Origin of the sequence: Streptomyces sp. UNOC14_S4 (assembly GCF_020740835.1) — a bacterium.
GTDB lineage: Bacteria > Actinomycetota > Actinomycetes > Streptomycetales > Streptomycetaceae > Streptomyces.
Window position 1 is genome coordinate 1 of record NZ_JAINFC010000080.1, and the last position, 20184, is coordinate 20184.

Annotated in this window: 23 protein-coding genes and 1 pseudogene; 14 read left to right on the forward strand and 10 right to left on the reverse strand. The window is 70.2% G+C overall.

All coding sequences use genetic code 11. From position 1 onward, the window contains the following. Nucleotides 1-63 precede the first annotated feature (63 nt). The 3 genes from K6I34_RS10340 (at nt 64) to K6I34_RS10350 (ending at nt 3330) form a co-directional block, all read left to right on the forward strand. On the forward strand, nt 64-813 hold the full coding sequence (locus tag K6I34_RS10340; RefSeq protein ID WP_374230877.1) for a DUF2637 domain-containing protein: 750 nt from the start codon (nt 64-66) through the stop codon (nt 811-813). Between the two features lie 174 nt (nt 814-987). Then, nucleotides 988-1635, forward strand: a complete 648-nt coding sequence (mobC, locus tag K6I34_RS10345; protein ID WP_229324513.1) for a plasmid mobilization relaxosome protein MobC — start codon at nt 988-990, stop codon at nt 1633-1635. Continuing rightward, nucleotides 1636-3330, forward strand: coding sequence for a relaxase/mobilization nuclease domain-containing protein (locus K6I34_RS10350; RefSeq protein ID WP_229324515.1), 1695 nt, complete (start codon nt 1636-1638; stop codon nt 3328-3330). A 211-nt stretch (nt 3331-3541) separates the two neighbouring features. Here the strand turns inward: K6I34_RS10350 and K6I34_RS10355 are convergent, their stop codons facing one another. Continuing rightward, a complete protein-coding gene (locus K6I34_RS10355) occupies nt 3542-4009 on the reverse strand; it encodes an NUDIX domain-containing protein (protein ID WP_229324517.1) in 468 nt (155 codons plus the stop codon). A 144-nt stretch (nt 4010-4153) separates the two neighbouring features. On the opposite strand from K6I34_RS10355, the pseudogene K6I34_RS10360 reads away from it, so the two are divergent. From K6I34_RS10360 to K6I34_RS38620, 4 genes and pseudogenes are all read left to right on the forward strand, one after another. Further along, a pseudogene (locus K6I34_RS10360) lies at nt 4154-4555 on the forward strand (hypothetical protein); the annotation flags it as partial. Continuing rightward, nucleotides 4552-5238 carry a YdcF family protein gene (locus tag K6I34_RS10365; protein ID WP_238488591.1) on the forward strand — a complete coding sequence of 229 codons (687 nt, stop codon included), beginning with the start codon at nt 4552-4554 and terminating at the stop codon, nt 5236-5238. The pseudogene K6I34_RS10360 and the gene K6I34_RS10365, both read left to right, overlap by 4 nt. A 91-nt stretch (nt 5239-5329) precedes the next feature. Further along, entirely contained in the window at nt 5330-5578 is a 249-nt protein-coding gene (locus K6I34_RS10370; protein ID WP_308293987.1) for a WbqC family protein, read from the forward strand. Beyond that, nucleotides 5557-5709, forward strand: a complete 153-nt coding sequence (locus K6I34_RS38620) for a hypothetical protein (RefSeq protein ID WP_308293988.1) — start codon at nt 5557-5559, stop codon at nt 5707-5709. Before K6I34_RS10370 ends, K6I34_RS38620 begins: the two co-directional genes overlap by 22 nt. Here K6I34_RS38620 and K6I34_RS10375 read toward each other — a convergent pair. The 6 genes from K6I34_RS10375 to K6I34_RS10400 all read right to left on the reverse strand — a co-directional run bounded on the left by K6I34_RS10375 (nt 5656) and on the right by K6I34_RS10400 (nt 9538). Beyond that, the gene (locus tag K6I34_RS10375; RefSeq protein ID WP_229324522.1) at nt 5656-6429 is read right to left on the reverse strand and encodes a hypothetical protein; all 774 of its coding nucleotides are present in this window, start codon (nt 6427-6429) and stop codon (nt 5656-5658) included. The two genes, K6I34_RS38620 and K6I34_RS10375, sit on opposite strands and share 54 nt — an antisense overlap. Before the next feature lie 28 nt (nt 6430-6457). Further along, nucleotides 6458-7144, reverse strand: a complete 687-nt coding sequence (locus K6I34_RS10380; RefSeq protein WP_229324524.1) for a pentapeptide repeat-containing protein — start codon at nt 7142-7144, stop codon at nt 6458-6460. A gap of 72 nt (nt 7145-7216) precedes the next feature. Next, nucleotides 7217-7411 carry a multiple cyclophane-containing RiPP AmcA gene (gene amcA / locus K6I34_RS10385; protein WP_229324526.1) on the reverse strand — a complete coding sequence of 65 codons (195 nt, stop codon included), beginning with the start codon at nt 7409-7411 and terminating at the stop codon, nt 7217-7219. Beyond that, nucleotides 7408-8562: a cyclophane-forming radical SAM peptide maturase AmcB gene (gene amcB / locus K6I34_RS10390; protein ID WP_229324528.1), complete on the reverse strand. Its 1155-nt coding sequence runs from the start codon at nt 8560-8562 to the stop codon at nt 7408-7410. The genes amcA and amcB overlap by 4 nt, the downstream gene beginning before the upstream one ends. Nucleotides 8563-8891: 329 nt before the next feature. Then, the gene (locus K6I34_RS10395) at nt 8892-9257 is read right to left on the reverse strand and encodes a hypothetical protein (RefSeq protein ID WP_229324530.1); all 366 of its coding nucleotides are present in this window, start codon (nt 9255-9257) and stop codon (nt 8892-8894) included. Between the two features lie 53 nt (nt 9258-9310). After that, complete coding sequence (locus K6I34_RS10400; RefSeq protein WP_229324532.1) at nt 9311-9538, reverse strand: hypothetical protein; 228 nt, start codon at nt 9536-9538, stop codon at nt 9311-9313. A 725-nt stretch (nt 9539-10263) separates the two neighbouring features. Between K6I34_RS10400 and K6I34_RS10405 the strand changes: the two genes are divergently transcribed. From K6I34_RS10405 to K6I34_RS10430, 6 genes are all read left to right on the forward strand, one after another. Continuing rightward, the gene (locus tag K6I34_RS10405) at nt 10264-11430 is read left to right on the forward strand and encodes a helix-turn-helix domain-containing protein (RefSeq protein ID WP_229324534.1); all 1167 of its coding nucleotides are present in this window, start codon (nt 10264-10266) and stop codon (nt 11428-11430) included. Between the two features lie 17 nt (nt 11431-11447). Then, nucleotides 11448-12173, forward strand: a complete 726-nt coding sequence (locus K6I34_RS10410) for a 5-formyltetrahydrofolate cyclo-ligase (RefSeq protein WP_229324536.1) — start codon at nt 11448-11450, stop codon at nt 12171-12173. Nucleotides 12174-12648: 475 nt separating this feature from the next. Continuing rightward, nucleotides 12649-15093, forward strand: a complete 2445-nt coding sequence (locus K6I34_RS10415; protein ID WP_229324538.1) for a helicase C-terminal domain-containing protein — start codon at nt 12649-12651, stop codon at nt 15091-15093. An 82-nt stretch (nt 15094-15175) separates the two neighbouring features. Then, a complete protein-coding gene (locus K6I34_RS10420; RefSeq protein ID WP_229324540.1) occupies nt 15176-16069 on the forward strand; it encodes a phosphorothioated DNA-binding restriction endonuclease in 894 nt (297 codons plus the stop codon). A gap of 76 nt (nt 16070-16145) precedes the next feature. Continuing rightward, nucleotides 16146-16424: a ribbon-helix-helix domain-containing protein gene (locus K6I34_RS10425; protein ID WP_229324542.1), complete on the forward strand. Its 279-nt coding sequence runs from the start codon at nt 16146-16148 to the stop codon at nt 16422-16424. After that, nucleotides 16421-16846: a PIN domain-containing protein gene (locus tag K6I34_RS10430; RefSeq protein WP_229324544.1), complete on the forward strand. Its 426-nt coding sequence runs from the start codon at nt 16421-16423 to the stop codon at nt 16844-16846. The genes K6I34_RS10425 and K6I34_RS10430 overlap by 4 nt, the downstream gene beginning before the upstream one ends. Nucleotides 16847-16895: 49 nt before the next feature. Here the strand turns inward: K6I34_RS10430 and K6I34_RS10435 are convergent, their stop codons facing one another. Together K6I34_RS10435 and K6I34_RS10440 are read right to left on the reverse strand one after the other, a co-directional pair. After that, on the reverse strand, nt 16896-17963 hold the full coding sequence (locus K6I34_RS10435; RefSeq protein WP_308293986.1) for a CU044_5270 family protein: 1068 nt from the start codon (nt 17961-17963) through the stop codon (nt 16896-16898). Further along, a complete protein-coding gene (locus tag K6I34_RS10440; protein ID WP_229324546.1) occupies nt 17960-18622 on the reverse strand; it encodes an RNA polymerase sigma factor in 663 nt (220 codons plus the stop codon). The genes K6I34_RS10435 and K6I34_RS10440 overlap by 4 nt, the downstream gene beginning before the upstream one ends. Before the next feature lie 195 nt (nt 18623-18817). Here K6I34_RS10440 and K6I34_RS10445 point away from each other — a divergent pair, with 195 nt between their 5' ends. Beyond that, nucleotides 18818-19906, forward strand: coding sequence for a PP2C family protein-serine/threonine phosphatase (locus K6I34_RS10445; protein ID WP_229324548.1), 1089 nt, complete (start codon nt 18818-18820; stop codon nt 19904-19906). 87 nt (nt 19907-19993) lie between these two features. Here the strand turns inward: K6I34_RS10445 and K6I34_RS10450 are convergent. Further along, nucleotides 19994-20184, reverse strand: a 191-nt coding sequence (locus tag K6I34_RS10450) for a response regulator transcription factor (protein ID WP_229324550.1), incomplete at its 5' end; no start/stop codon positions are given.

Below are 20184 nucleotides of genomic sequence, written 5' to 3' on the forward strand. Positions count from 1 at the left end.
GAGCACTACCCCGTGACGCCCCTCGCCCTCACTCACCGGGCCACCGGCTGGGACCGCGCCGCCATCACAGCCCTCGGCGGCGCCGGATGCGCCCTTTCCTACGACGCCCTGCAGCAGATGGCCACCGCCATCCACGTCCGCGGACTGCTCACCTACCTCTTCCCCCTCGTCATCGACGGCTTCATCGCCTACGGCGTCCGCGCCCTGCTCGTCCTCCGGACCGCGTCCTTCGGCGCCCGCCTCTACGTGTGGACGCTCTTCGGCACCGCCACCGCCGCCAGCATCTGGGCCAACGCACTGCACGCCATACGCCTCAACCAGCAAGCCGCACCGGACGGCCTGCACCTCGGCGACGCCACCGTCGGCATCCTCTCCACTCTCGCCCCGCTCGCCCTCGCCGGAGCCGTCCACCTCCACATCCTCATCACGCGCCACACCACCCGGGCGCTTCCCCGCCACGGCGACCACGCGGGTGGTCAAGCGCACCCCGAGCCGCGGGAAGACGTCGACGAAGACTCCGTTGTCGAAACGGATCGAGACGATCTCCAGCAACGTGGCCAGGGGGAACTGTTCAGCGACGACACCTTGTCCGACCGCCCCCGCCGTATCGGCCGACCGACCACTGCCGACCTGGACGATCTGGTCGAGCTCGCACGGCCCCTGTTCACAGCGGACGAAATCCCCACCCGCGACGCCGTCCGCCAGACGATACGAGCCGCCGGCCACCGCATCAGCCAGGACCGGCTCACCCAGGTCATGAACGCCCTCCGCCCGCCGGCCTCAGCACCGACCGGAACGCTCGCCACCGACTGACCGGAAGTCTTCGCAGGTCAACGCCCACCGGACCGCCCCGGGGACCGACCGGAACCGGGGACCGACCTTGCGGACCGGTCCCCGCAGACCGCTGGGTCGCACCACGAGACGGAACGCGGACCAGCCTCGCCGCCGGTGCCACCCCCGACACGAACATCAATGGAGAACGCGCACATGCACGACCAGCACCACAAACTCGCCATCGACCAGCTGGAGATGGCCACCACCTCAGCCCAAAGCGCAGCAAGGTATCCCGCTGGACCGTCCAATGGCCGGTCTCACGGGGATGCCTCCGCCCCGGGGGTGGCGGAGGTCCTCGGGCACCAAGGGGTGCCCGAGGAGGAAAAGCCCGTCGGCTACTCCGAGCCGTCGCTCCCCCGCGCCGCTGACGAAGCCGCCCTGTACCGCGTCGCACGTCGCCGTCAGCGTCAAACTGTCCAGCGCAAAGAGCGTGTCGACGTCCGCTACAGCGTCGTCGAGAAGAACACGATCGTCACCAGAGCCCGTTCAATGAACATCGCCGCCGCCCATCTCGTCGGGGCGGTCATCATGGCCTACCTCGAAGGTAACCTCGCCCTGCCTGGCCAGCGCACCGCGACCGACGACCTCATCGACGAGCTGAACGCCCTCCGCACCCAGGTCGCCCACATCGGCCGCAACGTCAACCAGATCGCCAGGGTCCTCAACTCCGGGGCCAATTCACACCCTGTGGATGCCGCCGTCCTCGCCGCAGCCACACGGACCCTGGACATCGTCCGCGCCGCCGTCACCGACATCGACGTCGGCTCGTACCGCGCGGCGACCGCGAAGGCGGCTGCCTGAATGATCGCCAAGATCTCCAGCGGCAAGAACACCGCCAAGCTGATCGCTTACCTCTACGGCCCCGGCCGGGCCAACGAGCACACCGACCCGCACCTGGTCGCCTCCTGGGACGGCATCGCCCCCGACCCGGGCCGCTCAGAGGACTTCAACGGGACGAAGAGCCACCTCGTGAAGGCCCTGGATCTACGGGTGAAGCAGGCCGGCGACCGCGCGCCCGAACAATACGTGTGGCACTGCTCGATACGGACCGCGCCGGAGGACCACACTCTCAGCGACGACGAATGGGCGGACATCGCCCGCCGCGTCGTCAACGCCGCCGGCATCGCACCCGAGGGAGATCCGGACGGCTGCCGCTGGGTCGCCGTCCGCCACGCCGACGACCACATCCACATCGCCGCCACCAAGGTCCGCGGCGACCTGCGCACCGCCCGCCACTGGAACGACTACCTCCGTGCCGACAAGGAACTCGCCGCCATCGAGAGGGACTACGGCCTGCGCCAAGTCGTACGCGGCGACCGCACCGCCGCCGAGCGCCCCACCCGCGCGGAGAAGGAGAAGGCCCGGCGCACCGGCCACCGCCTGACCGCGCGCGAACGCCTGCGCGCCACCATCCGCACCGTGGCCTCAGCCGCCACCACCGAGGAGGAGTTCCTCGCCATGCTCTCTGGCTCCGGCGTCCTGGTCGAAGCACAGCGCTTCCCCTCCGGCGACCTCCGCGGCTACAAGGCCGCCCTCCCCGACGACACCAACGCCTCGGGCGAACCCATCTGGTTCTCCGGCTCCAAGCTCGCCCCCGACCTGTCCCTGCCCAAGATCCGCGAACGCCTCAACGCCACCTCCCACGAACCCACCTCCCAGCGGACCGACAGCCGCAAGCCCAGCCCCTGGCATCGGGCGACCGCGGCCGCCGACCGCATCCCAGGTGTCCTCGACCACGGCGACGATGACGCCGCAGCCCAGGCCCACATCGCCGCATTCGGCGAACTCATGGACGCCCTTCCCCTCCTCGCCCCCACGAACGCCAAAGCTCAACTCCAGCAAGCAGCCCTCGCCTTCGAACGCGCCACACGCTCCCGCATCCGTGCCGAGCACCACCACGCCCGTGCCCTGCGGAGCAGTATCAAGAGGCTGCTGCGGGACCCCGTCGGCAGAGCAGACGGAACCGGCCTCGCGATGCTCCTCGACGCCGCCGTGCTCGTCGTCATGGCCGCTGCCCGCTGGCACGACATCCGCCGCCACGAACAGCAAGCCGTCGCAGCCCGCGAAACCCTGCGCCACCTCCAGGCCGCCTACGGGCAGGCAGCCCGGCCCGTCCTCGCCGAACTCACCCGCCACACGCCCCGCGCCGAGATCGTCCGCCGGTACGAGGCCGACGTCCGCCGCGCCCTGCCCGAACACGCCGAGCGCATCCTGGCCGACCCGGCCTGGCCCGCCCTGACCACCACCCTCGCCCGCGCGGAAACAGCCGGCCACCAGCCCCACGAAGTCCTCGCCGAAGCCGCAGCACAACGCGAACTCCACACCGCCCAGTTCCCCGCCGAAGTCCTCACCTGGCGCATCACCAACCAGCCCGGCAAACGGACCACAACAGCAACCACGCGGCGTAGCCAAACCTCCCGAGGAGAGATCTCCGCCGGACCTCTGCCCGCCCACCGACAACCAGCCTCACCGGATCCGCGCGGGCCACACCGCTGACCTGAAACGTGGCCGGAAAAGGCCCGCGCGGCAGGTGGTGGAGCTCGCGCCCGCGGCCCTGCAGCAGGGCCGACTGGCGGTGCCGCAGGCTTGTGTGCTCCTCTTTACTGCCAGTCTTTGGCGAGCTTGTAGGACCACTCGAAGTCGACGTACACGGTCCCGTCATCGCCGGCGATCCGAGTCCCGTCTGCCCCGGCGCCCCTGACGCCGATCACATGACGTGCGGGTACTCGCCGCTCAGGAAGTGGCCGATCTGCAGACGCATGGAGACGTGGATGTCGAGTTCGTCGAGCTCTCCCGGGGATACCCAGCGCACCCCGTCTGCCTCCTCGTTGACCGTGGGCGTGCCGCCCACTGGCTTGCCGATGTAGGTGACTTCGTACGCCTGCCGGATCTCCCCGTCGCTGTAGGCGACGACGTGCCCAGGCGGGGAGTAGACACCGAGCAGTCCGGTGACCTCGGCGACGATCCCGGTCTCCTCTTCGCACTCGCGGACCGCGCACTGGGCGGGTGACTCGCCGATGTCCTGCACACCTCCGGGCAGGGCCCACTGGCCCGTGTCGCGGCGCCGCTGGAGGAGAATCGCACCGTCCTCCCTCGCCACCAAGAGATTAGAGGCGGGGATCAAGGTGTTCGGCTTGGGGGCCACGAGGTTGTTCCAGTACTCGGTGCGGGCCACGCTCACACTCCTGACTCGGGGTTCCAGGGCTTCGCCGTGTTCCAGATGGCGTCGAAGCTGCCGACGTAGTTATCGAACCAGCCTTCGCCGCATCGCTGGATATGGAACAGCGGATTCGCGCTCGCGGGCCGGCCCCAGATGTGTGTGTGGGCCGCGCTGAGCAAGGACGGCAACCACGACTACGCGGCCCGCGTCATGCTGGCCGCGACCCGCGACTTCGAAGACCTGGGCGAACCCGACGACTGGTCCGTCGCCCGCCAAAAGCTCGCGCTCGCCCACCGGGGCGCCGGCGAACTCGCCAGTGCCCTGCACTTCATTGACGTCGCCCGCAGCACCGGAGTCCCGGACTCTCCGATGCAGCGGGTGCGGCTGGACACCGCCAACGGACACATCCTGCTGTCCGACACCGCCACCCGGGATGATGGCCTGACGGCCCTCGATCAGGCTGCGAAGCTGGCCGCGCAATACGGCATGAGCCACCAGCTGAGCAGCGTCGAGAGCATCCGGACCATGACCGCAGGGGCAGGCGGCCCCCGGCGGGGATGACCAGGGAGAGACGAGTGACGGACAACCAGCGGGCCATCACCGACGACCAGCGCCGACGGGCGAAGCTGATCTGGGGCTACCACCAGATGAGCCACGAGGTGCGGCCGTGCGACGCCGCGATCGGGCTGGGCAGCCACGACCTCGGCGTCCCGGCCTTCTGCGCCGAGCTGTACCGAGCCGGCCTGTTCCCCACCCTCGTCTTCTCCGGCGGCTCCAACCCCACCGCCCCCGAGCGCTTCCCGCGCGGCGAGGCGGTGCACTTCCGCGAGCACGCGCTCGCCCTCGGCGTGCCTACGGAAGCGGTACTACTGGAACCCAACGCCTCGAACACCGGACAGAACATCACCCTCTCCCGCGACGTCCTGGCCGCCGCCGGGATCCCCGTAAAGACCGTGCTGCTCGTCTCCATGCCCTACATGGAGCGACGCGCCTTCGCCACCGCCCGCAAGGTCTGGCCCGAGGTCGAGGTGATCTGCACCTCGGCGCCACTGGAGTTCGACGACTACCTCAAGACGATCGGGGACGAACAACTCGTCGTCCACCAGCTCGTCGGCGACCTGCAGCGGATGATCGAGTACCCGAAGCTCGGTTTCGCCATCGAGCAGGACGTCCCGGAGGACGTACAGGCCGCCTACGAATCACTCCTCGAAGACGGCTTCGACAGCCGCCTCCTCAAGGTCTGAACCGCCGCAGGGCGGGCTGTGTGCCATCCACCAGCCCAACCTCTTCCCCCGGCCGACCACGCTGGCGAAGCTGTTCGCAGCCGATTACCGGATCGTCCTCGACGACGTCCAGTTCACCCGCCGCGACTACCAGCATCGAACCCGCCTCGCAGCCCTGGAAGACCCGAAGCGACGCCAGTGGCTCACCATCCCCACCCACCTGCCCCGGGGCCAGCGGACAAAGATCCGGGAAGCCGTGATGGCGGAGCCCGGACGGTCCCGTCAGGGCGCTCGCAGCGACTCGCCGACCTCACCGTTGCTGTCGGGGCCAGTACTTATCTGTGCGGCACCGGCGGCATGAAATACCTGGACCAGAGCCCATTCCGCGCCGCAGGGATCAGTGTGCTGGTGTTCCGGGCTATTGCGGCGACGAGCACCTCATACCGAGCGTGGAGCACGCGGCGAGACAATTTGCCTCCAGGGGCTATGTGAGGTCACCGCTGGCCACCGGCCCAGCCAGAAAGCGGCGGTGGACGGCTGCCCCACTCCCGAAGTAGAGCCGTCGTGCGGCAGGAGTTCGGTGGGCGCGATGTAGCCGTCGCCGGGTCCCAGACGGATACGCAGGCATTGCAGGGGGCGCCCCTGGACGACGTACCGCCTCACGTCGTCGGTGTGCGGATAGCGCTGCTCCGGGTCCGGCCGCACGGCTCGGAAGAGCTCTTCGATATCCCGGTCACCGAGGAGGAGGTAGCGGGTTCCGGGACCGAGGTTCAGGCAGAGCCGACGGCGGCCTTCGTGCCGGGCCCCGGACGGGAGCCGGTCCCAGTTGTCCACATGGAGGCCGAGGCGTCGTCCGGTGGCGGGGTCTTCGGTGGTGGTGCGTGCGTCCGCGGGGTTCGTGGCGCAGCCCAGGAAGTCGGCTGGCCATCGGCTGGCGAACGGATAGAGGTCGGCGGCCGCCGCGTGGAGATCTTCTGCTGTGTGGGTGACCGGCAGGGGCTGGTGTAGCAGTTCGACCTGGGTGCTTTCGGGGGTGCCCGGCTTGGCTTGGAGCCACTGCACTTCCCTCGTGCTCAGTGGCCGCCAGTCGCCGACCGGCACGACGGCGCCTTCGTCGTAGTCCACCTCACCTCGACTGAGTCGGACGGAGCCGATCTCGCACCGTTCCCGCAGGTTTCCGTTCTGGCTGAACGCCAAGCTCACTACTGACATGGCCGTCCCTCTCGCTCTTCGGCAGGGGTCAGTCGTCGTCGAGGTCTTCGCCATAGGTGACCTCCAGCTCGGCCGCCAGCGCCTCGGCCAGCTGGGCGACCTGGGCACGGTCGATGAGGACCTTCTTCAGCACGGCCGCGCCCCGCAGGGTGCTCAGGTCGTTGCCGCGCAGGTCGCAGTCGCGGTACTTACCGCCTTCGAACTCTGTGAGCCGCAGGTCGCATGCGTCGAAGGCGACCGAGCTGAGGTCGCATGCCTTGATCGTCGTCTCCCGCAGGGTGCACTTGGAGAAAATCAGCGGGCCGGTGGCGCGGAGGCGGTCGAGGGTGGCGTAGTCGAACTTGCAGTTCTCGAAGAGGACGTTGTCCAGGGCCACGTCCTCGAACTGGGCGCCCATGAGCTTGCAGTTGCTGAACGTGACGCGGGAGAGCTTGCTGCCCGACCACGTCAGCGAGGACAGATCGCAGTCCGTGAACTGCACCGAGTCGGCCCGTACCTCGTGGAGCCTGGCGCGCTGGGTCCGCACGCGCTGGATGCGGCCGTCCAGCAGGTGGGCGCCAGCGAGGTCCAGCTCGCGCAGGTCCTGGTCGGCGTACTGGAACTCCGCGACTCTGCCCCGGCCGCCTTCGAGCGAGGTGACGTTCGACAGGTACAGGCCCGGCTCGCCCAGGGCGGGGAGGGTCACGCTCACACGGCGCACCTTGCGCGATTCCATGCGCTCTTCCTTCACGGTGTCCAGCCGGTGGCACACCCGCGTCCGTGCGGGCGTGCCACCGGGAGGGGCGGTCTACTTCTTCTTGTTCCAGTTGTCCCAGGTCGGCTGATTGTTGAAGGTCACCGGCGGTGTGTTCGACCAGTTGTCCCAGGTGGGCCGGTTGTCGAACTTGGCGTGGACGGAGCCGCCCGGCGGGTGTCCGTACGCGGCGATGAGTTCGCGCACCACGGGCGCGTCGGTGGTCGTGAGCTGTTCCAGCAGTGTCATGCGGCGTGCTCCTTCTTCACGGTGGTGGACAGGGCCATGACCAGGGCCTGGCGGGAGACGCGGCAGTAGTTCGTCTCGGTGGTGGCCAGGCTGCCGTTCTCGAAGTAGCGGTTGCCGGCCTGGGCCCCGCGGCAGAAGTCGAAGAACTCGCACTCGGCCCTGCAGCGCTCCAGGCCGGTCAGAAAGTCGCGGACGTAGCGCAGGCGGGGCGCCTGTCGCAGCATCTGCGCGATGGTCTGCTCCCGTACGTTCCCGGCCAGGAAGTCGCCGTATGCGGCATCCGTGGTGTCCGCCAGTTCCGGCGACAACAACACGACGTCACCGTTCCAGGTCACGGTGGGGATGGGGTCGAGCAAGCGGCTGTCCCAGTTGTCCTTGTGTCCGCCTCGCGCGAGGCTGAGGTATTCGGAGAGCCGCTCCAGCTCCCGCAGCACCGGGCCGTCGTGCTCGCGTGACCAGGCCAGGACCCGCCGCCAGAACTCCTCGGCCTGCTCACGGGTGGGCGGGTGGCGCTCGGTGTTGACGCCTTCGGTCTCCTCGATGTTGAAGCCCAGCGAGTGGCCGCCGAGAGCAGCGAGGAAGTCCAGCAGCTCCTCCGGGCGGCCGATGCCCTCCCTGCCCACCACCGTGATGACCGAGAACCTGATGCCCCGCTCCCGCAGACGGGCGATTCCCCGCACCGTCCGGTCGAAGGCAGGCCGGCCCCGGCGGTCCACCCGCTGGGCGTTCAGGGCCGCCGGACCGTCGATGCTCACCCCGACGCGGAACTCGAACTCCTCCAGCAGGTCGCACCAGGCATCGGTGACCAGAGTGGCGTTGGTCTGCACGTAGTGATGGACCTGGCCCTGCCTGCGTAGGGCCTCGAACGGCGCCAGCAGAGCGGAGAACTTCTCCGTCCCCAAGGTCAGGGGCTCCCCACCGTGCCAGACCAGCCCCAGCGGCTGACCACCGTCGGCCAGCTCCGCGACCGATGCCGCCACGACGCCAGCGGTCGCGGGCAGCATGTCGTTCTTCAGACCCCGGTCCCGCAGATAGCAGTAGGTGCAGTCCATGTTGCAGAAGCTCGTCGGCTGCAACACGACCGTCTGCGGCCTCGCCGCGAACCACTCGTCGTACCGACGGCGTAACCCGTCAGCGGAGCGTTGTGCCATGTGACCCTCCTCAGCGGCAAGAACGATCGCCATCCACGTACCGATCACTTCGATCGGTCTCGTCAGCGCTGCCCTCCGTCCCCTCCGCCCACAGCACAGAACCGCACGTGAACATGCCGGTCCCGGTCCCAGTCGTCGTCCGCCCGACTGGTGGGTCGGGACTGTGCTCCGCGATGTCAAGGGCCGCCCCGCCGAGCGCCCGGTAGTCGGTGAAGATCCGTGCCCCGCACAAGCAGGTGGTCACCCCGTCCTCGGCCCTGCACAGCTTGGGTGGATGTCCACAGCGCACAGGCGCTCTCCACCTGGAGTGGCCGTGTCCGGGGCCGCCGTCACACTGCCCGGGCAAACCGACGGACTTCCCGTAGTTGCTTCGCCCTGGGGTGCAGCGGCGTCGCCGTGAACGAGACGAATGGGGTGGTGAGCCGGAGCTCGAAACGGGCTCCGGCCCGCAGCTCGTCCATGACCCGCTCGTGAGCCGCAACGTTCGCCTCCCAACCCAGCAGGACCTGAACAGGAACCTTCCGGCTCACGGGGAGGCCGGCCACGCTCACGCCTTGATCCAACGCATCCGCCGAAGCCGGGTCGATCCGCTCGGCGGCACGTAACGCGTGCCATCTCAGCCACCGCACAGTCAGGCGAGGAGTGGTGACCGGCTCGCCCGCGAGAGGGACGATCCGCGCCCCGTCGACGGACATCGCGTTCAGCTCGCACCAGAACCGGCACGGAGGCCGGGGCACAAGACGGCAGGTCACAGCGGACTCCCCTCGGCCCGACCCGCCATGTACGCCCGGTACGGACGGGTGATGACCACGTCGTAGGTCAGGTGGCCCGGGTGCTTGGCCAGGTGACCGAACGCCCACTCCTGCGCGGCTTCGGGGCTGACGCTGGCCGGGCTCTGCGCGCCGGCCTGCACCGGGTCGCGGTCCTGGCCCTGGATCTCCTCGGTGCAGACCACGCACGTCCGGGCATGTGTCATGGGCCGGGCATCCGGCTCCGTGTCCGGGGTGAGAACCCACCGACCGTAGAACAGCAACGACTTCAAGGTCACAGGACCGCCCCGCCCCGTCTCCGGCTGGCAGCGTTCGCCTCCGCGACCCGCGCCTTCATCCGGTCCGGGGCGGCCGCCGGCTCCATGTCGGCTGCGGCGGCCTCCCATTCCCGTCCGCCAGCGGGAGGCCGAAGTTGGTAGTTGGGGCCGATCTTGTCCATGACGACACCGACGCGGTCCTTGCGGATGTCGCGGACGACCTCGTCTCGTCGGAAGGCATGGGCTTCCCCAGAACCCTCTGCCGCGACGGTGTGCTGTCGCCGACCGTCCCGTGCCGAGTTCTGGTCCTTCCGCGTTCGGCTGTGGGCAGCTTCCCCTCCCCGCTGTCGCTGCGGGCGCTGGTGTCCTTTTCCCGTAGGGCTCATCAATAACCACCAGCCGACTCGTGCCTCCGGTGTGCAGCAATGGTCATGGCTGAAGGGCCTTCTTCCGCGATTCAAGATCCAGGAACCAGCACGGCTTGGTCGGCGCCCACTGCGTCGGGGCTCCCTGACCAGCGCCGCTGGGTTCACCACGGGGGTGTTGGCCTCCACAGAACTCCCCGCCCAGGGCGTAGTCCAGGGCAGAATTGACGCGCTTGTGCGGCATCCGTGTGGCATACCTGGGCGTGACCTGGGAAGTTGCCATCTGACGGAGATCGGGGAGATGACGTCATGGCGCTGAAGCGGCACCGACTCGCCCAGCAGCGGGAGTCGAGGGGCTTCACCCAAGAGGCGCTCGCGGAGCTGATGCAGGTTGACCGCTCCACCGTGGCGCGGTGGGAGAGCGGAAAAGCAGATCCCCGGCCGTGGATGCGCCCTCGCCTCGCCCGCGCGTTAGGCGTCACCGCCGACGGATTGCAGGAGCTGCTCGCCACCACCGCGACGGACGCCGATCCGCAGGCCGACCGGCGCCAGTACGCCGCGCGACATCCTGAACGGTCCGACCTCGAAACGTGCGCCGTCCTGCGCGCCGACTTCCAGGACCTAGCCGGTCGCTACGACCAAGAGCCCTCCGCCGGTCTCCTGGCGGAAGCCGGCCGCCAACTCGGGAACGTGACCTTTCTGGCCGGTGAGGCCCGCCGCGGCCGTGTGCAACGAGAGCTCCGCGTCCTCCAGTCCGACACCGCCACCTTCATGGGCCAACTCGTATGGGACGCCTCCCAGCGCCGCGACCACGACACCGCGAAGTCCTTCTACAGCCAGGGCGTCAGCGTCGCTCGCCACCTGCGCGATCACACGCTCGAAGGCCACGCACTCCTCCGCACGGCATACGTCGCCCTCTACGGCGACCGTGACGCGGCAACCGGCCTGAGCCTCTGTCTCCGAGCCGCCGCCACGGCAGCGGATTCCAGTCAGGCGCTCACGGGCCTCGCGATGCTCCACGCGGCGGAAGCCCACGCCATGCTGGGTGAAGCAACTGACTGCGAACGTGCCCTCGCGAACGCCGAGGAGCACCTCGGCGACACCGAGCCCACGGACGCGGCCGCAGAGCTGATCTCTCCCAGCCAGTTCGGTCGGCTCACCGGAGCCTGCTACCTCTCCCTCGGACAGCTCCAGCGAGCGGAACAAGTCCTCGCAGCCACAGCGGCATCACTGCCGGATCGCCCGAAATCCCGCGCGATCGTGCTGGGGAACCTCACGCTCGCCCACATTCGCCAGGGCGAAGTCGACACGGCGGTCCTCACTCTCGGCCAGGCCATCACAGACCTGGAAGAGACACGAGGGGGAGGCGGCATGAACATCGTCTTCGGAGCCGCCCGAGAACTCCGCCCCTGGCGCCGGCAACCGCGCGTCCAAGACGTCCACGACCGCCTGCTGGCGCTCATGGCGACGACCTGAAGGTAAGGAGAACACCGGTGCCCACCGAGTACGCCGAGGCCAAGCAGCAGGTGCGACAGCGCGTCTGGGACGCCCTCGACGCCGCCTCCGCCACCTACAACGACACCGCCCACGGCCGCATCCCGAACTTCAAGGGCTCCGACCAAGCCGCCGAACAGCTCGCAGCCCTCCCCGCGTGGAAAGCGGCCACCACCGTCAAGGCCGTCCCGGACAAGGCCCAGCTACCCGTACGCGCCCGGGCCCTGGAAGGGGGCAAGACCGTCTACATGGCCGTGCCGAAGCTCGCGACGCCTCGCCCGTTCTATCTGCTCGACCCCGCCGCCCTCACCGTCCCGCCCGCCGAGGCCGCCTCCAGCCGCGTCGCGGCCTCCGTCGCTCCGACCGTCGACGTCGACGGCCTCCGCCCCATCCAGGTCGTCGTTCTCGGCAGCGTCGCGGTCAGCAGAGACGGCGTCCGCATAGGCAAGGGCGCCGGCTACTCGGATCTGGAATTCGCGCTCCTGACCGAGGCTGGGCTGATCAGCCCCGAGACGCTGGTGGTCACCACCGTCCACCCCCTCCAAGTCGTGGACGGCCCCATCCCCGCCACCGAGCACGACGTCAGCGTCGACCTGATCATCACGCCCGACGAGATCATCACCTGCCCCGTCCCGCACCGCCCGAGTGGCATCCTGTGGGACCATCTCGATCCCGAGAAGATCGCCGCGATCCCGGCCCTGCAACGCAGGCACGCCGACCGGTAAAAGCGCAGGTCCAGGGTGTGATCCGTGGTCTCAGTTCTGGTCTCATTCGCCCCCGTCCAGCAGGATCCGCAGCTCCTACCGCCAACCACTCCGCCCCAGGCCAACACCGCCCCGCACCCGTCCGTACCCCCGGGCGAACATTTGGAAAGCGTGTTGGGGGCAACCCCTCACGAGTTCGAATCTCGTATCCTCCGCCCGATCAGAGGGCCGGACCGCGCAAGCGGTCCGGCCCTCTGGCGTTTCCCGCACCGTTTCCCGCCCCGATCCCCGTCTCGATCGGGTCGTAGGCGCAGCGCCGGGGTGCCCCCCTCCGAGGGACCCGAAGGAGCCGAGGGATGCGTGCGGTCCGGCCGGTCCGCCATGCTTGGGTCCGCGGGGCCGGGTTCCGGTCCAGGCACGACGTCGTTTTCCGACCTCCCGACCTCCCGACCTTCCGAGCGAGGTGTCCGACATCAGTACGTCCGGTGGATCATCCTTGGCCTCCTGGTTACACAATCTGGACACCGCGCGGCTGGAGCAAGTCCTCGCGGCGCGCGCGGACGCCGTGTCCGCGCCCGAGCCACGGTCGGCCGGTGAACTGGCGGACCGTCTCCAGCGCCCCGGGTCGGTGGTACTCGTACTGCCCCGGCTCGCGCTGCCGCATCTACAGGTGATCGAAGCCCTCGCGGCGCTGGGGCCCGTGCCGCGCGACGCCCTGGCGGAGTTGCTGGGGGCGGAGGACGGGGAGCTCGGTCCCGAGCTGGACGCCGCCTTGGAGACCCTGGCCGGCCATGCCCTGGTCTGGCCGGACGGCGAGGGGCTGCTGCACATGGCCGCGCCTTTGCTGCATGCCTGGGACACGCCGCTGGGGCTGGACGCGCCACTGACCGAGTTGCTGGGACACGCGACGTCCGATGAGCTGCTGGGGATGCTGAGGACATTGGGGCTCAAGGCCGGAGGCACCAAGCAGCAGCGGCTGGCGGCACTGATCGAGCACCACAGCGATCCGGGACAGGTCGTCGGAGTAGTGGCACAGGCGCCCGCGGCCACCCGGGAACTGCTCGACCGCCGGGCGAGGGCCGCGCCGGAACGACCGGAGTCCGTCGCGCTCGGAAGCCCGGGGAACGGCCCCGAACCAGGTGCGCGGTGGGCCCTGGAACGAGGGCTGTTGGTCCAGGACCGTCATCGGCACGGACCCGCGCGCATGCCGGCCGAGGTGGCACTCGTGCTGCGCGGGGCCGACTGGTACGCCCCGTTCGATCCCGCCCCGCCCGTCACGGCGTCGGTGGCCGTCACGCCGGCGGATGTAGAAGGGGAGGCGGCAGCCGCGGCCATGGCCTTCGCGACTCATGGCACAGCGGTCCTGGCCGTGTCCGCCGCCTCTCCGCCGGCCCGCCTGAAGGCCGGCGGGATCGGGGCACGGGAGCTTTCCAGGATCGGCAAGGCGGCCCGGTGCGACGAGACCGTCGTACGCGTCGTCCTGGAGACGGCGTACGCGGCCGGGCTGCTGGCCCGGGACGGTGACGAGGTCGCCGCAACGGAGACCTACGACGCCTGGGCCGGGCGGGAACCGGCCGAACAGGTCGCCGTGCTGCTCCAGGCGTGGCGGACGCTGCCGTTCACCCCGGCGCAGGCTCGCGACGAGGAGGGCAAGCCCCTGCCCGCGCTCTCCGGAACACCACGAACACCACCCCGCGACGGATGCCTTCATGCCCGGGATGCCCGGGAAGGGCTCCTCGCCGCCGCGGCGCGGCTCCCGGCGGGGCGGGGCGTGAAGAGCGGTGCGGAGCTGGGACCGTCGATCGCCTGGTGCCGCCCCCTGGCCGAGCAACTCCCCCAGGACGCCGTACCCTTCGCCACCGTGATCCGCGAGGCGGAGCTGCTCGGCGTACTCGCCCGCGGCGCCCTGTCCCCCATCGGGACCGCTCTGCTGGACGATGACGCGGAGGCGCTGGCAGCCGCCTGTCGGCGTCTGTTGCCTGCCGCCACTGTGGTCGCCCGCTTCGGCGCGGACCTCACGGCCGTCGTCACGGGCACACCGTCCGCCCGCCTCGTCGCGCTGCTGGATTCCGTCGCCGACCGGGAAGCGAGCGGTACGGCGTCGGTGTGGCGGTTCGGTCCGGCCGCCGTCCGCCGCGCCCTGGACACCGGTCGCGGCCCCGGCTCGATCGTGGAGGACCTGGCCGCCGTCGCCGTCGAGCCGTTGCCCCAGCCGCTGTCCTATCTGATCCATGACACGGCGCGCGGTCACGGCCGGGTCCGCGTCGCGGCCGCGGCCTGTGTGATCCACAGCGAGGAGCCCGTCCTGATGGACGAGTTGGCCGCCCATCGGAAACTCGCCGAGCTCGGCCTGCGACGGCTCGCGCCGACGGTTCTGGTGAGCCGGAGTCCTCTGGAGCGGACCCTGGCCGCGCTGCGGGCCACAGGCTACGCGCCCATCGCCGAAAGGGCCGACGGGACAGTACGCATCGAGCGGGCCGCGCAGCACCGCGCGACCGCCCCCGCCTCCGTCCCGCCGCCACGCTCACCGGTCCGCCGCATACCGACTTTCCGCACAACAGCCGGCCGCACAGCAAAGGCCCGCACGACAGAAACCCCCACGGCGGTGGACCTCGGAGCTCTGGCCGCCCGGCTGCGGGCCGCCCCACCGATCGCCCCACAGCCCGACCCGGACAACGGAGTTCCCTTCGACAGCGACACCGAGGAGATCATCGCGGCGTACGCGCATGGACTGCCCCTCACCGATGTCCGCCAGCTCGCCCACGCCGTCAACGAGGGGCGAGCGCTCACCATCGAGTACGTCGCCGCCTCGGGCAACTGCACCGTACGCACCGTCAGCAAGCTCGAACTCGACGCGCCCCATCTCTACGCCTGGTGCCATCTGCGCAACGACGAACGCGTATTCACCATCTCCCGGATTCACGGGGTCATGCCCGCGTAGCCACGGCGGCGGAGTAGAGGCAGGGCAGAGGCAGTACCCCGCTCCGGACAGGGCGGGGTACCACGGCATACGATCACCGGCCATGGACTGGCTGGAGCGCACCGCGAAGCTGAGGCAGTGGAGCAGAAGCGGGACGCGCGCTCCGCACAAGCCCTTGCTGCTCCTTTACGCCCTCGGCCGGTTCCAGCAGGATGCCGATGGCGAACTGCGGTACACATCGGTGGAGGGAGACCTGCAACGGCTACTGGCCGAGTACGGTCCGTCCAACAGGACGACGCCCGCCTACCCGTTCCATCATCTGGTGAGCGACGGAGTGTGGGAGGTGCGCACCGATCACGGCCCCGGCAGTCCGGGCAGCGGGGTACGCGAGTTACGGGCGGCGGGTGCCACGGGGCGGCTGACGCCGGATCTGCGGGCGGCACTGCGGCGAGAGCCTTCGCTGCTCGGCCGGATGGCGCGGGTCCTGCTCGACCTGCACTTCCCGCCCTCACTCCACGGCGACCTGTGCGAAGCGGTCGGCCTGGAGCCGGAACCCGCGGAGACCGGACGGCTCTCGGCCGTGCGCAGGCGGCGGGACCCGCGCATGCGTGAGCAGGTCCTGACGGCCTACGAGTACCAGTGCGCGTTCTGCGGTTACGACGGCAGGATCGGCGCGGTGCCGGTCGGGCTGGAGGCCGCGCATGTGCGCTGGTGGGCGTTCGACGGCCCTGACGACGTCGACAACGGCCTGTGCCTGTGCTCGCTGCACCACAAGCTCTTCGACAAGGGCGTGCTCGGTATCGACGACGGCCACCGCGTCCTGGTCTCGCAGCGCTTCGTCGGCCACAGCCCCGCCGCCCGCGAACACGTCATAGCGCTCGCCGGCCGCCCGCTCCTCGGCCCTCAGCCCGGCGCCCGCCCCGTCGCCGCGGCCCACCGCTCCTGGCACACCAGCCAGGTCTTCCACGGCAGCCCACGTCCCGCCGCGGTCGCGTGATCGCCGAATCGTCAGGTACGTGACACTGCTGGTAAGCGCTGGTAAGCAGCGACACACCACGAGTATGGTCACTTGTATGGCGACGAAAAAGGTGACGGTGACCATTCCCGAGGATCTTCTGGACGAGATCCGTGCGGAGGCGGCGGAACGGGGCCTGTCGGCGTACGTCGCCGAGGCACTGCGCTTCAAGCGCGACCGGGACCGGCTCCGGGAACTGACGGACTGGCTGCAGGAGGAACACGGCCCCGTCACCGAGGACGAGCATGCGGCAGCGCTGGACGAGTTGGCGGAACTCGACGCCGAACACGGGCAGCGCCGCGCCACCGGAAAGCGCGAAGCCGGAGAGGCCGCGTGAAGAAGCGAGCCGGTGAGTACGGGCAGCGGCCGCTCCGTGTCTTCGTACTCGACTGCGAAGCCCTCTCCCTGGCGGTACGCGGCGACCGGAAGATGATCGCCTGGCTCGACCTCGCGGCGCGGGGGGAGGCCGAGGTGGTGACATCCCCGATGACACTGGTCGAGGCGTACGACGGGAGGACCACCGAACAGCGCTGGGACTGGGTGCTGTCCCGGCTCCAGGTCGCCGACATCGGGAAGGACGAGGCCCGCCAGGCACGTCGGCTCCTGTCCGACGCCGAGCTGCACGGCCACAAGTACGCGATCGACGCGGTGCTCGCCGTCATCGCGCGCCGACAGAAGGGGCAGGTCACCGTCTTCACCTCGGACGTCGACGACCTGGAGAAGCTGGTCCCGGACACGGTGGTCGTCAAGAAGGTGTGACCCGGATCCGGCTCCGTCCGCCCGGCCTGTCAGAGGAGTCCTGCGCCGCTCAGGGGATCTGCCGCGGCTTGTCGACGACCGAGCGTTCCAGGATCGCGTTGGCCCAGACCAGGGTGCCCGCCTCGCCGCGTTCGCCGGTCCTGGTGAGGTAGGTGCGCCTACCGAGGAAGTTCAGGTCCTGCTTTCCGAAGATCCATTCGGTGCGTTCGCCGAGCTGGTGGTCCTCGCGGGCGATGGCGACGCCGTGGCGGCCGTCCGCGTCGGCGGCGTCCGGCAGCTGCACCACGCCCGGGATCTTCGCCGCGGCCTTGTAGAGGGCGGCCTCGGTCGCGGGCGGCATGACACCCCGCCCCAGCAGGGTGCCGAAGGTGTCGAAGACGGTCTGGTCGAAGTCCTGGCCCCGGACGGGCCTGGTCTCCTTGCGGATCCGTTCGTAGAGGGCGCCGGGGTCGGTGGGCAGGGAGGCCAGCCATGCGTACGTGGGCCGGCCGATGCCCGCCGGGACCTTGTCGGCACCGTGGATGGGCACGAACTTCCCGTCCTCCCGGAAGACCCCGCCGTCACTCGTCGGGCGCGGGTCCTGGGGGACCCAGTCCTCCCGTTCCTTGAGTTTTCCCGCCTTGACCGGCTTGATGTGGACGGTCTCGGTGGCCACGCTCCGTATGTAGACGTACTGGTCGTCCCGCACCGGCCTGGTGTCGGTCCTCGACGCCACGGCGGCGATCCGGTCCAGCAGCAGCACCGCCCCTTGCGTGCTGCCGGGCTCGGACAGCGGGACCCGCGCCTCCGGGGACCGGTCGTGCTCCCCGGGCAGGGTGGTGATCACCAAGGCGCCCGCCACGACCGCCGCCGCGACGGGCAGCGCGAAGGCGGGCCGCAGCAGCCGCCGGGACGACCAGGACCGCGACCGGGGCCCGGCGGCCGGCCGGACCTCGGCGGCAGGTCGGGGACGGTCGCCGTCGATGGCGCGCATCAGCAGTTCCTTGTGGTGCCGGTGGCGGTCCGGCGGCAGGTCCCGCTCGGCCGGGGGCGGCAGCAGGCGGGCGAGTTCTTCGAGCTCGGGAGCGGGCTCGGGAGTGCGGTCAGGGGTGCGGTCGGGGGCGTTCATCGGGCTCATCGGGCTTCCTCCTGGACGGCCAGGGCCGTCAGCGCGGCCGTGCTTCCTTCGCTTCCTTCTGCCGTGCGGCTGCCGGGGCCGCTTCCTTCTGCCGTGCGGCTGCCGGGGCGCGGGCGCCCGGAGTCCGTGCCGAGCTGTTCGTCGGTCAGCCGACGGAGCCGGGCGCGGGCGCGGGAGAGGCGGGACCGCACCGTGCCCACCGGAACGCCCAGGGCCGCGGCGGCCTGCGCGTAGTCCAGGCCGGACCACACGCACAGCGCCAGGACCTCGCGCTCCGGGCGGCGCAGTGCCGTCAACGCGCGGCGCATGGCGTCCAGTTCACGGACGCCGTCGATGCGCGACGCCGATTCGTCGGCGAAGTCCAGCACCTGATCGGTCGTCGGGCGGCGGGCCAGGAAGGCCAGCCGACGGCGCAACCCGCGGTTGGCGTTGCGTGCCTTGTTGGTGGCGATGCCCAGGAGCCACGGCCGCAGGGAGTCGCCCTCCGGCTCCACCTTCCCGCGCGTGCGCCACGCGTCCAGGAAGGTCTCGGACATCACCTCCTCCGCCGCGGACCAGTCACCCGTCAGCCGGAAGGCATGGTTGTAGACGGCTCGCGCGTGCTCCTCGTAGAGCTCGGCGAACGCTTCGCGGTCACCCGCCCGTATGCGGTCGCGCATGCACGCACCTCAGTCCTTTTCCATTCATGACCAGTACCTCTCCGCACCCCGGGAGCAGTTCCGGTGACCCCCGTCACAGGGTGGTGGCGGCGCCGGGAGAGCCTGCGCGCCTGCACACCCGGCGAACACATCCGGTCACGAACGACGCCGACCGGTCAGAGCACGATGCGCTTATCGTCCAGATATGCTGGCATTGTGCTCAAGCCTGGACAGCCGCGGTTCCGTCGCCTCTCCGGCCGGTGGTCGCCTGTTCTGCTGTCGCCGGTACTCCTGACCGTGGTCATCGCCAGTCTGGCGTACACCACGCCCAGGAACGTGGCCTTCAGCCGCCTGCTGCCCGCGGCCCCCGCCCTCGCGGCGTCCATGTGGCCCGTGCTCCCCACCGTCCTGCTGGGGACGGTGTGCTTCCTGCTCATGGTCGGCCTCGGCATCGTCTTCCCCGACCTGGGGGTGTGGTGGACCGGGGCGGGCATCGTCGCGGTCACCGTGGCGGCCGCGTACGGCAGCCACGTCCGGCTCCAGCGGGAGCAGACCCTCCTCCAGGTCCGGCTCGTCGCCGACGCGGCGCAGCAGGTGGTCCTGAGCCCGATCCCGCGCTGCTTCAAGAACGTCGAGATCGAGTCGCTGTACCTGGCGGCCGCGGCCGAGGCCCGCATCGGCGGCGACTTCTACGAGGTGGCCGACACGCCGTACGGGGTCCGGCTGCTCATCGGCGACGTACGGGGCAAGGGCCTCCCGGCCGTGGGGACGGCCGCGGCGATGGTCAACTCCTTCCGGGAAGCGGCCTACGACGAGCCCGACCTGCGCGGTGTCGCGCGCCGGCTGGAGGCCAGCTGCACCCGCCACAGCGCCGCGTTCCCGCCCGAGGACCTGATGGAGCGCTTCGCCACCGCGCTGTTCGTCGAGATCTCGCACGAGGACGGCCGGATCAGCGTCCTCAACTGCGGACATCCCCCGCCGCTCCTCCTGAACCAGGGGGAACTCCGCGCCCTGGAGCCCACCGCCCCCTCGCCGCTCCTCAACCTCGCGGAGCTCATCGGCGACGACTACAGCGTCGACACCTTCACCATCGCCCCCGGCGACCAGCTGCTCCTCTACACCGACGGCGTCACCGAGGCCCGCGGCCGCGACGGCGAGTTCTTCCCCCTGGCGGACTGGATGCTGCGGCAGACGGCGGACCGCCCGCGCGAACTCCTCGACCGGCTCCACCACGACCTCCTCCTCTACAGCAGCGGGGGCCTCGACGACGACATCGCGGCACTGGCCGTGCGCTTGGGCGCGTAAACGCTTAGGGGCGTAACGCTTGAGGGCGTAGCCGCCTGCCGAGAGGCCTGAGGCCCTGAGCGGCCGACGGGCCGGTTCCTGTCGGTTTCAGGGCAGCAGGCGTCGTTCCTTCGCGACCGCCACCGCGCCCGATCGTGTGTCGACACCCAACTTCGCGTAGATCCGTCCCAGATGGGTCTTCACCGTCGCCTGGCTGATGAAGAGCGCGCGGGCGATGTCGCGGTTGCCGAGACCCTGGGCGAGGCGGGCGAGGATGTCGAGTTCGCGGGGGTTCAGGG

What these genes read in the sequence shown, in the direction of transcription:
- K6I34_RS10400 (WP_229324532.1), bottom strand. Translation starts at nt 9,538, where the DNA reads ATGACACATGCCCGGACGTGCGTGGTCTGCACCGAGGAGATCCAGGGC.
- K6I34_RS10350 (WP_229324515.1), top strand. Translation starts at nt 1,636, where the DNA reads ATGATCGCCAAGATCTCCAGCGGCAAGAACACCGCCAAGCTGATCGCT.
- K6I34_RS10440 (WP_229324546.1), bottom strand. Translation starts at nt 18,622, where the DNA reads ATGCGCGACCGCATACGGGCGGGTGACCGCGAAGCGTTCGCCGAGCTC.
- amcB (WP_229324528.1), bottom strand. Translation starts at nt 8,562, where the DNA reads ATGGCACAACGCTCCGCTGACGGGTTACGCCGTCGGTACGACGAGTGG.
- K6I34_RS10425 (WP_229324542.1), top strand. Translation starts at nt 16,146, where the DNA reads ATGGCGACGAAAAAGGTGACGGTGACCATTCCCGAGGATCTTCTGGAC.
- K6I34_RS10420 (WP_229324540.1), top strand. Translation starts at nt 15,176, where the DNA reads ATGGACTGGCTGGAGCGCACCGCGAAGCTGAGGCAGTGGAGCAGAAGC.
- amcA (WP_229324526.1), bottom strand. Translation starts at nt 7,411, where the DNA reads ATGACACTGCTGGAACAGCTCACGACCACCGACGCGCCCGTGGTGCGC.
- mobC (WP_229324513.1), top strand. Translation starts at nt 988, where the DNA reads ATGCACGACCAGCACCACAAACTCGCCATCGACCAGCTGGAGATGGCC.
- K6I34_RS10365 (WP_238488591.1), top strand. Translation starts at nt 4,552, where the DNA reads ATGACCAGGGAGAGACGAGTGACGGACAACCAGCGGGCCATCACCGAC.
- K6I34_RS10380 (WP_229324524.1), bottom strand. Translation starts at nt 7,144, where the DNA reads ATGGAATCGCGCAAGGTGCGCCGTGTGAGCGTGACCCTCCCCGCCCTG.
- K6I34_RS10435 (WP_308293986.1), bottom strand. Translation starts at nt 17,963, where the DNA reads ATGAGCCCGATGAACGCCCCCGACCGCACCCCTGACCGCACTCCCGAG.
- K6I34_RS10395 (WP_229324530.1), bottom strand. Translation starts at nt 9,257, where the DNA reads ATGTCCGTCGACGGGGCGCGGATCGTCCCTCTCGCGGGCGAGCCGGTC.
- K6I34_RS10405 (WP_229324534.1), top strand. Translation starts at nt 10,264, where the DNA reads ATGGCGCTGAAGCGGCACCGACTCGCCCAGCAGCGGGAGTCGAGGGGC.
- K6I34_RS10375 (WP_229324522.1), bottom strand. Translation starts at nt 6,429, where the DNA reads ATGTCAGTAGTGAGCTTGGCGTTCAGCCAGAACGGAAACCTGCGGGAA.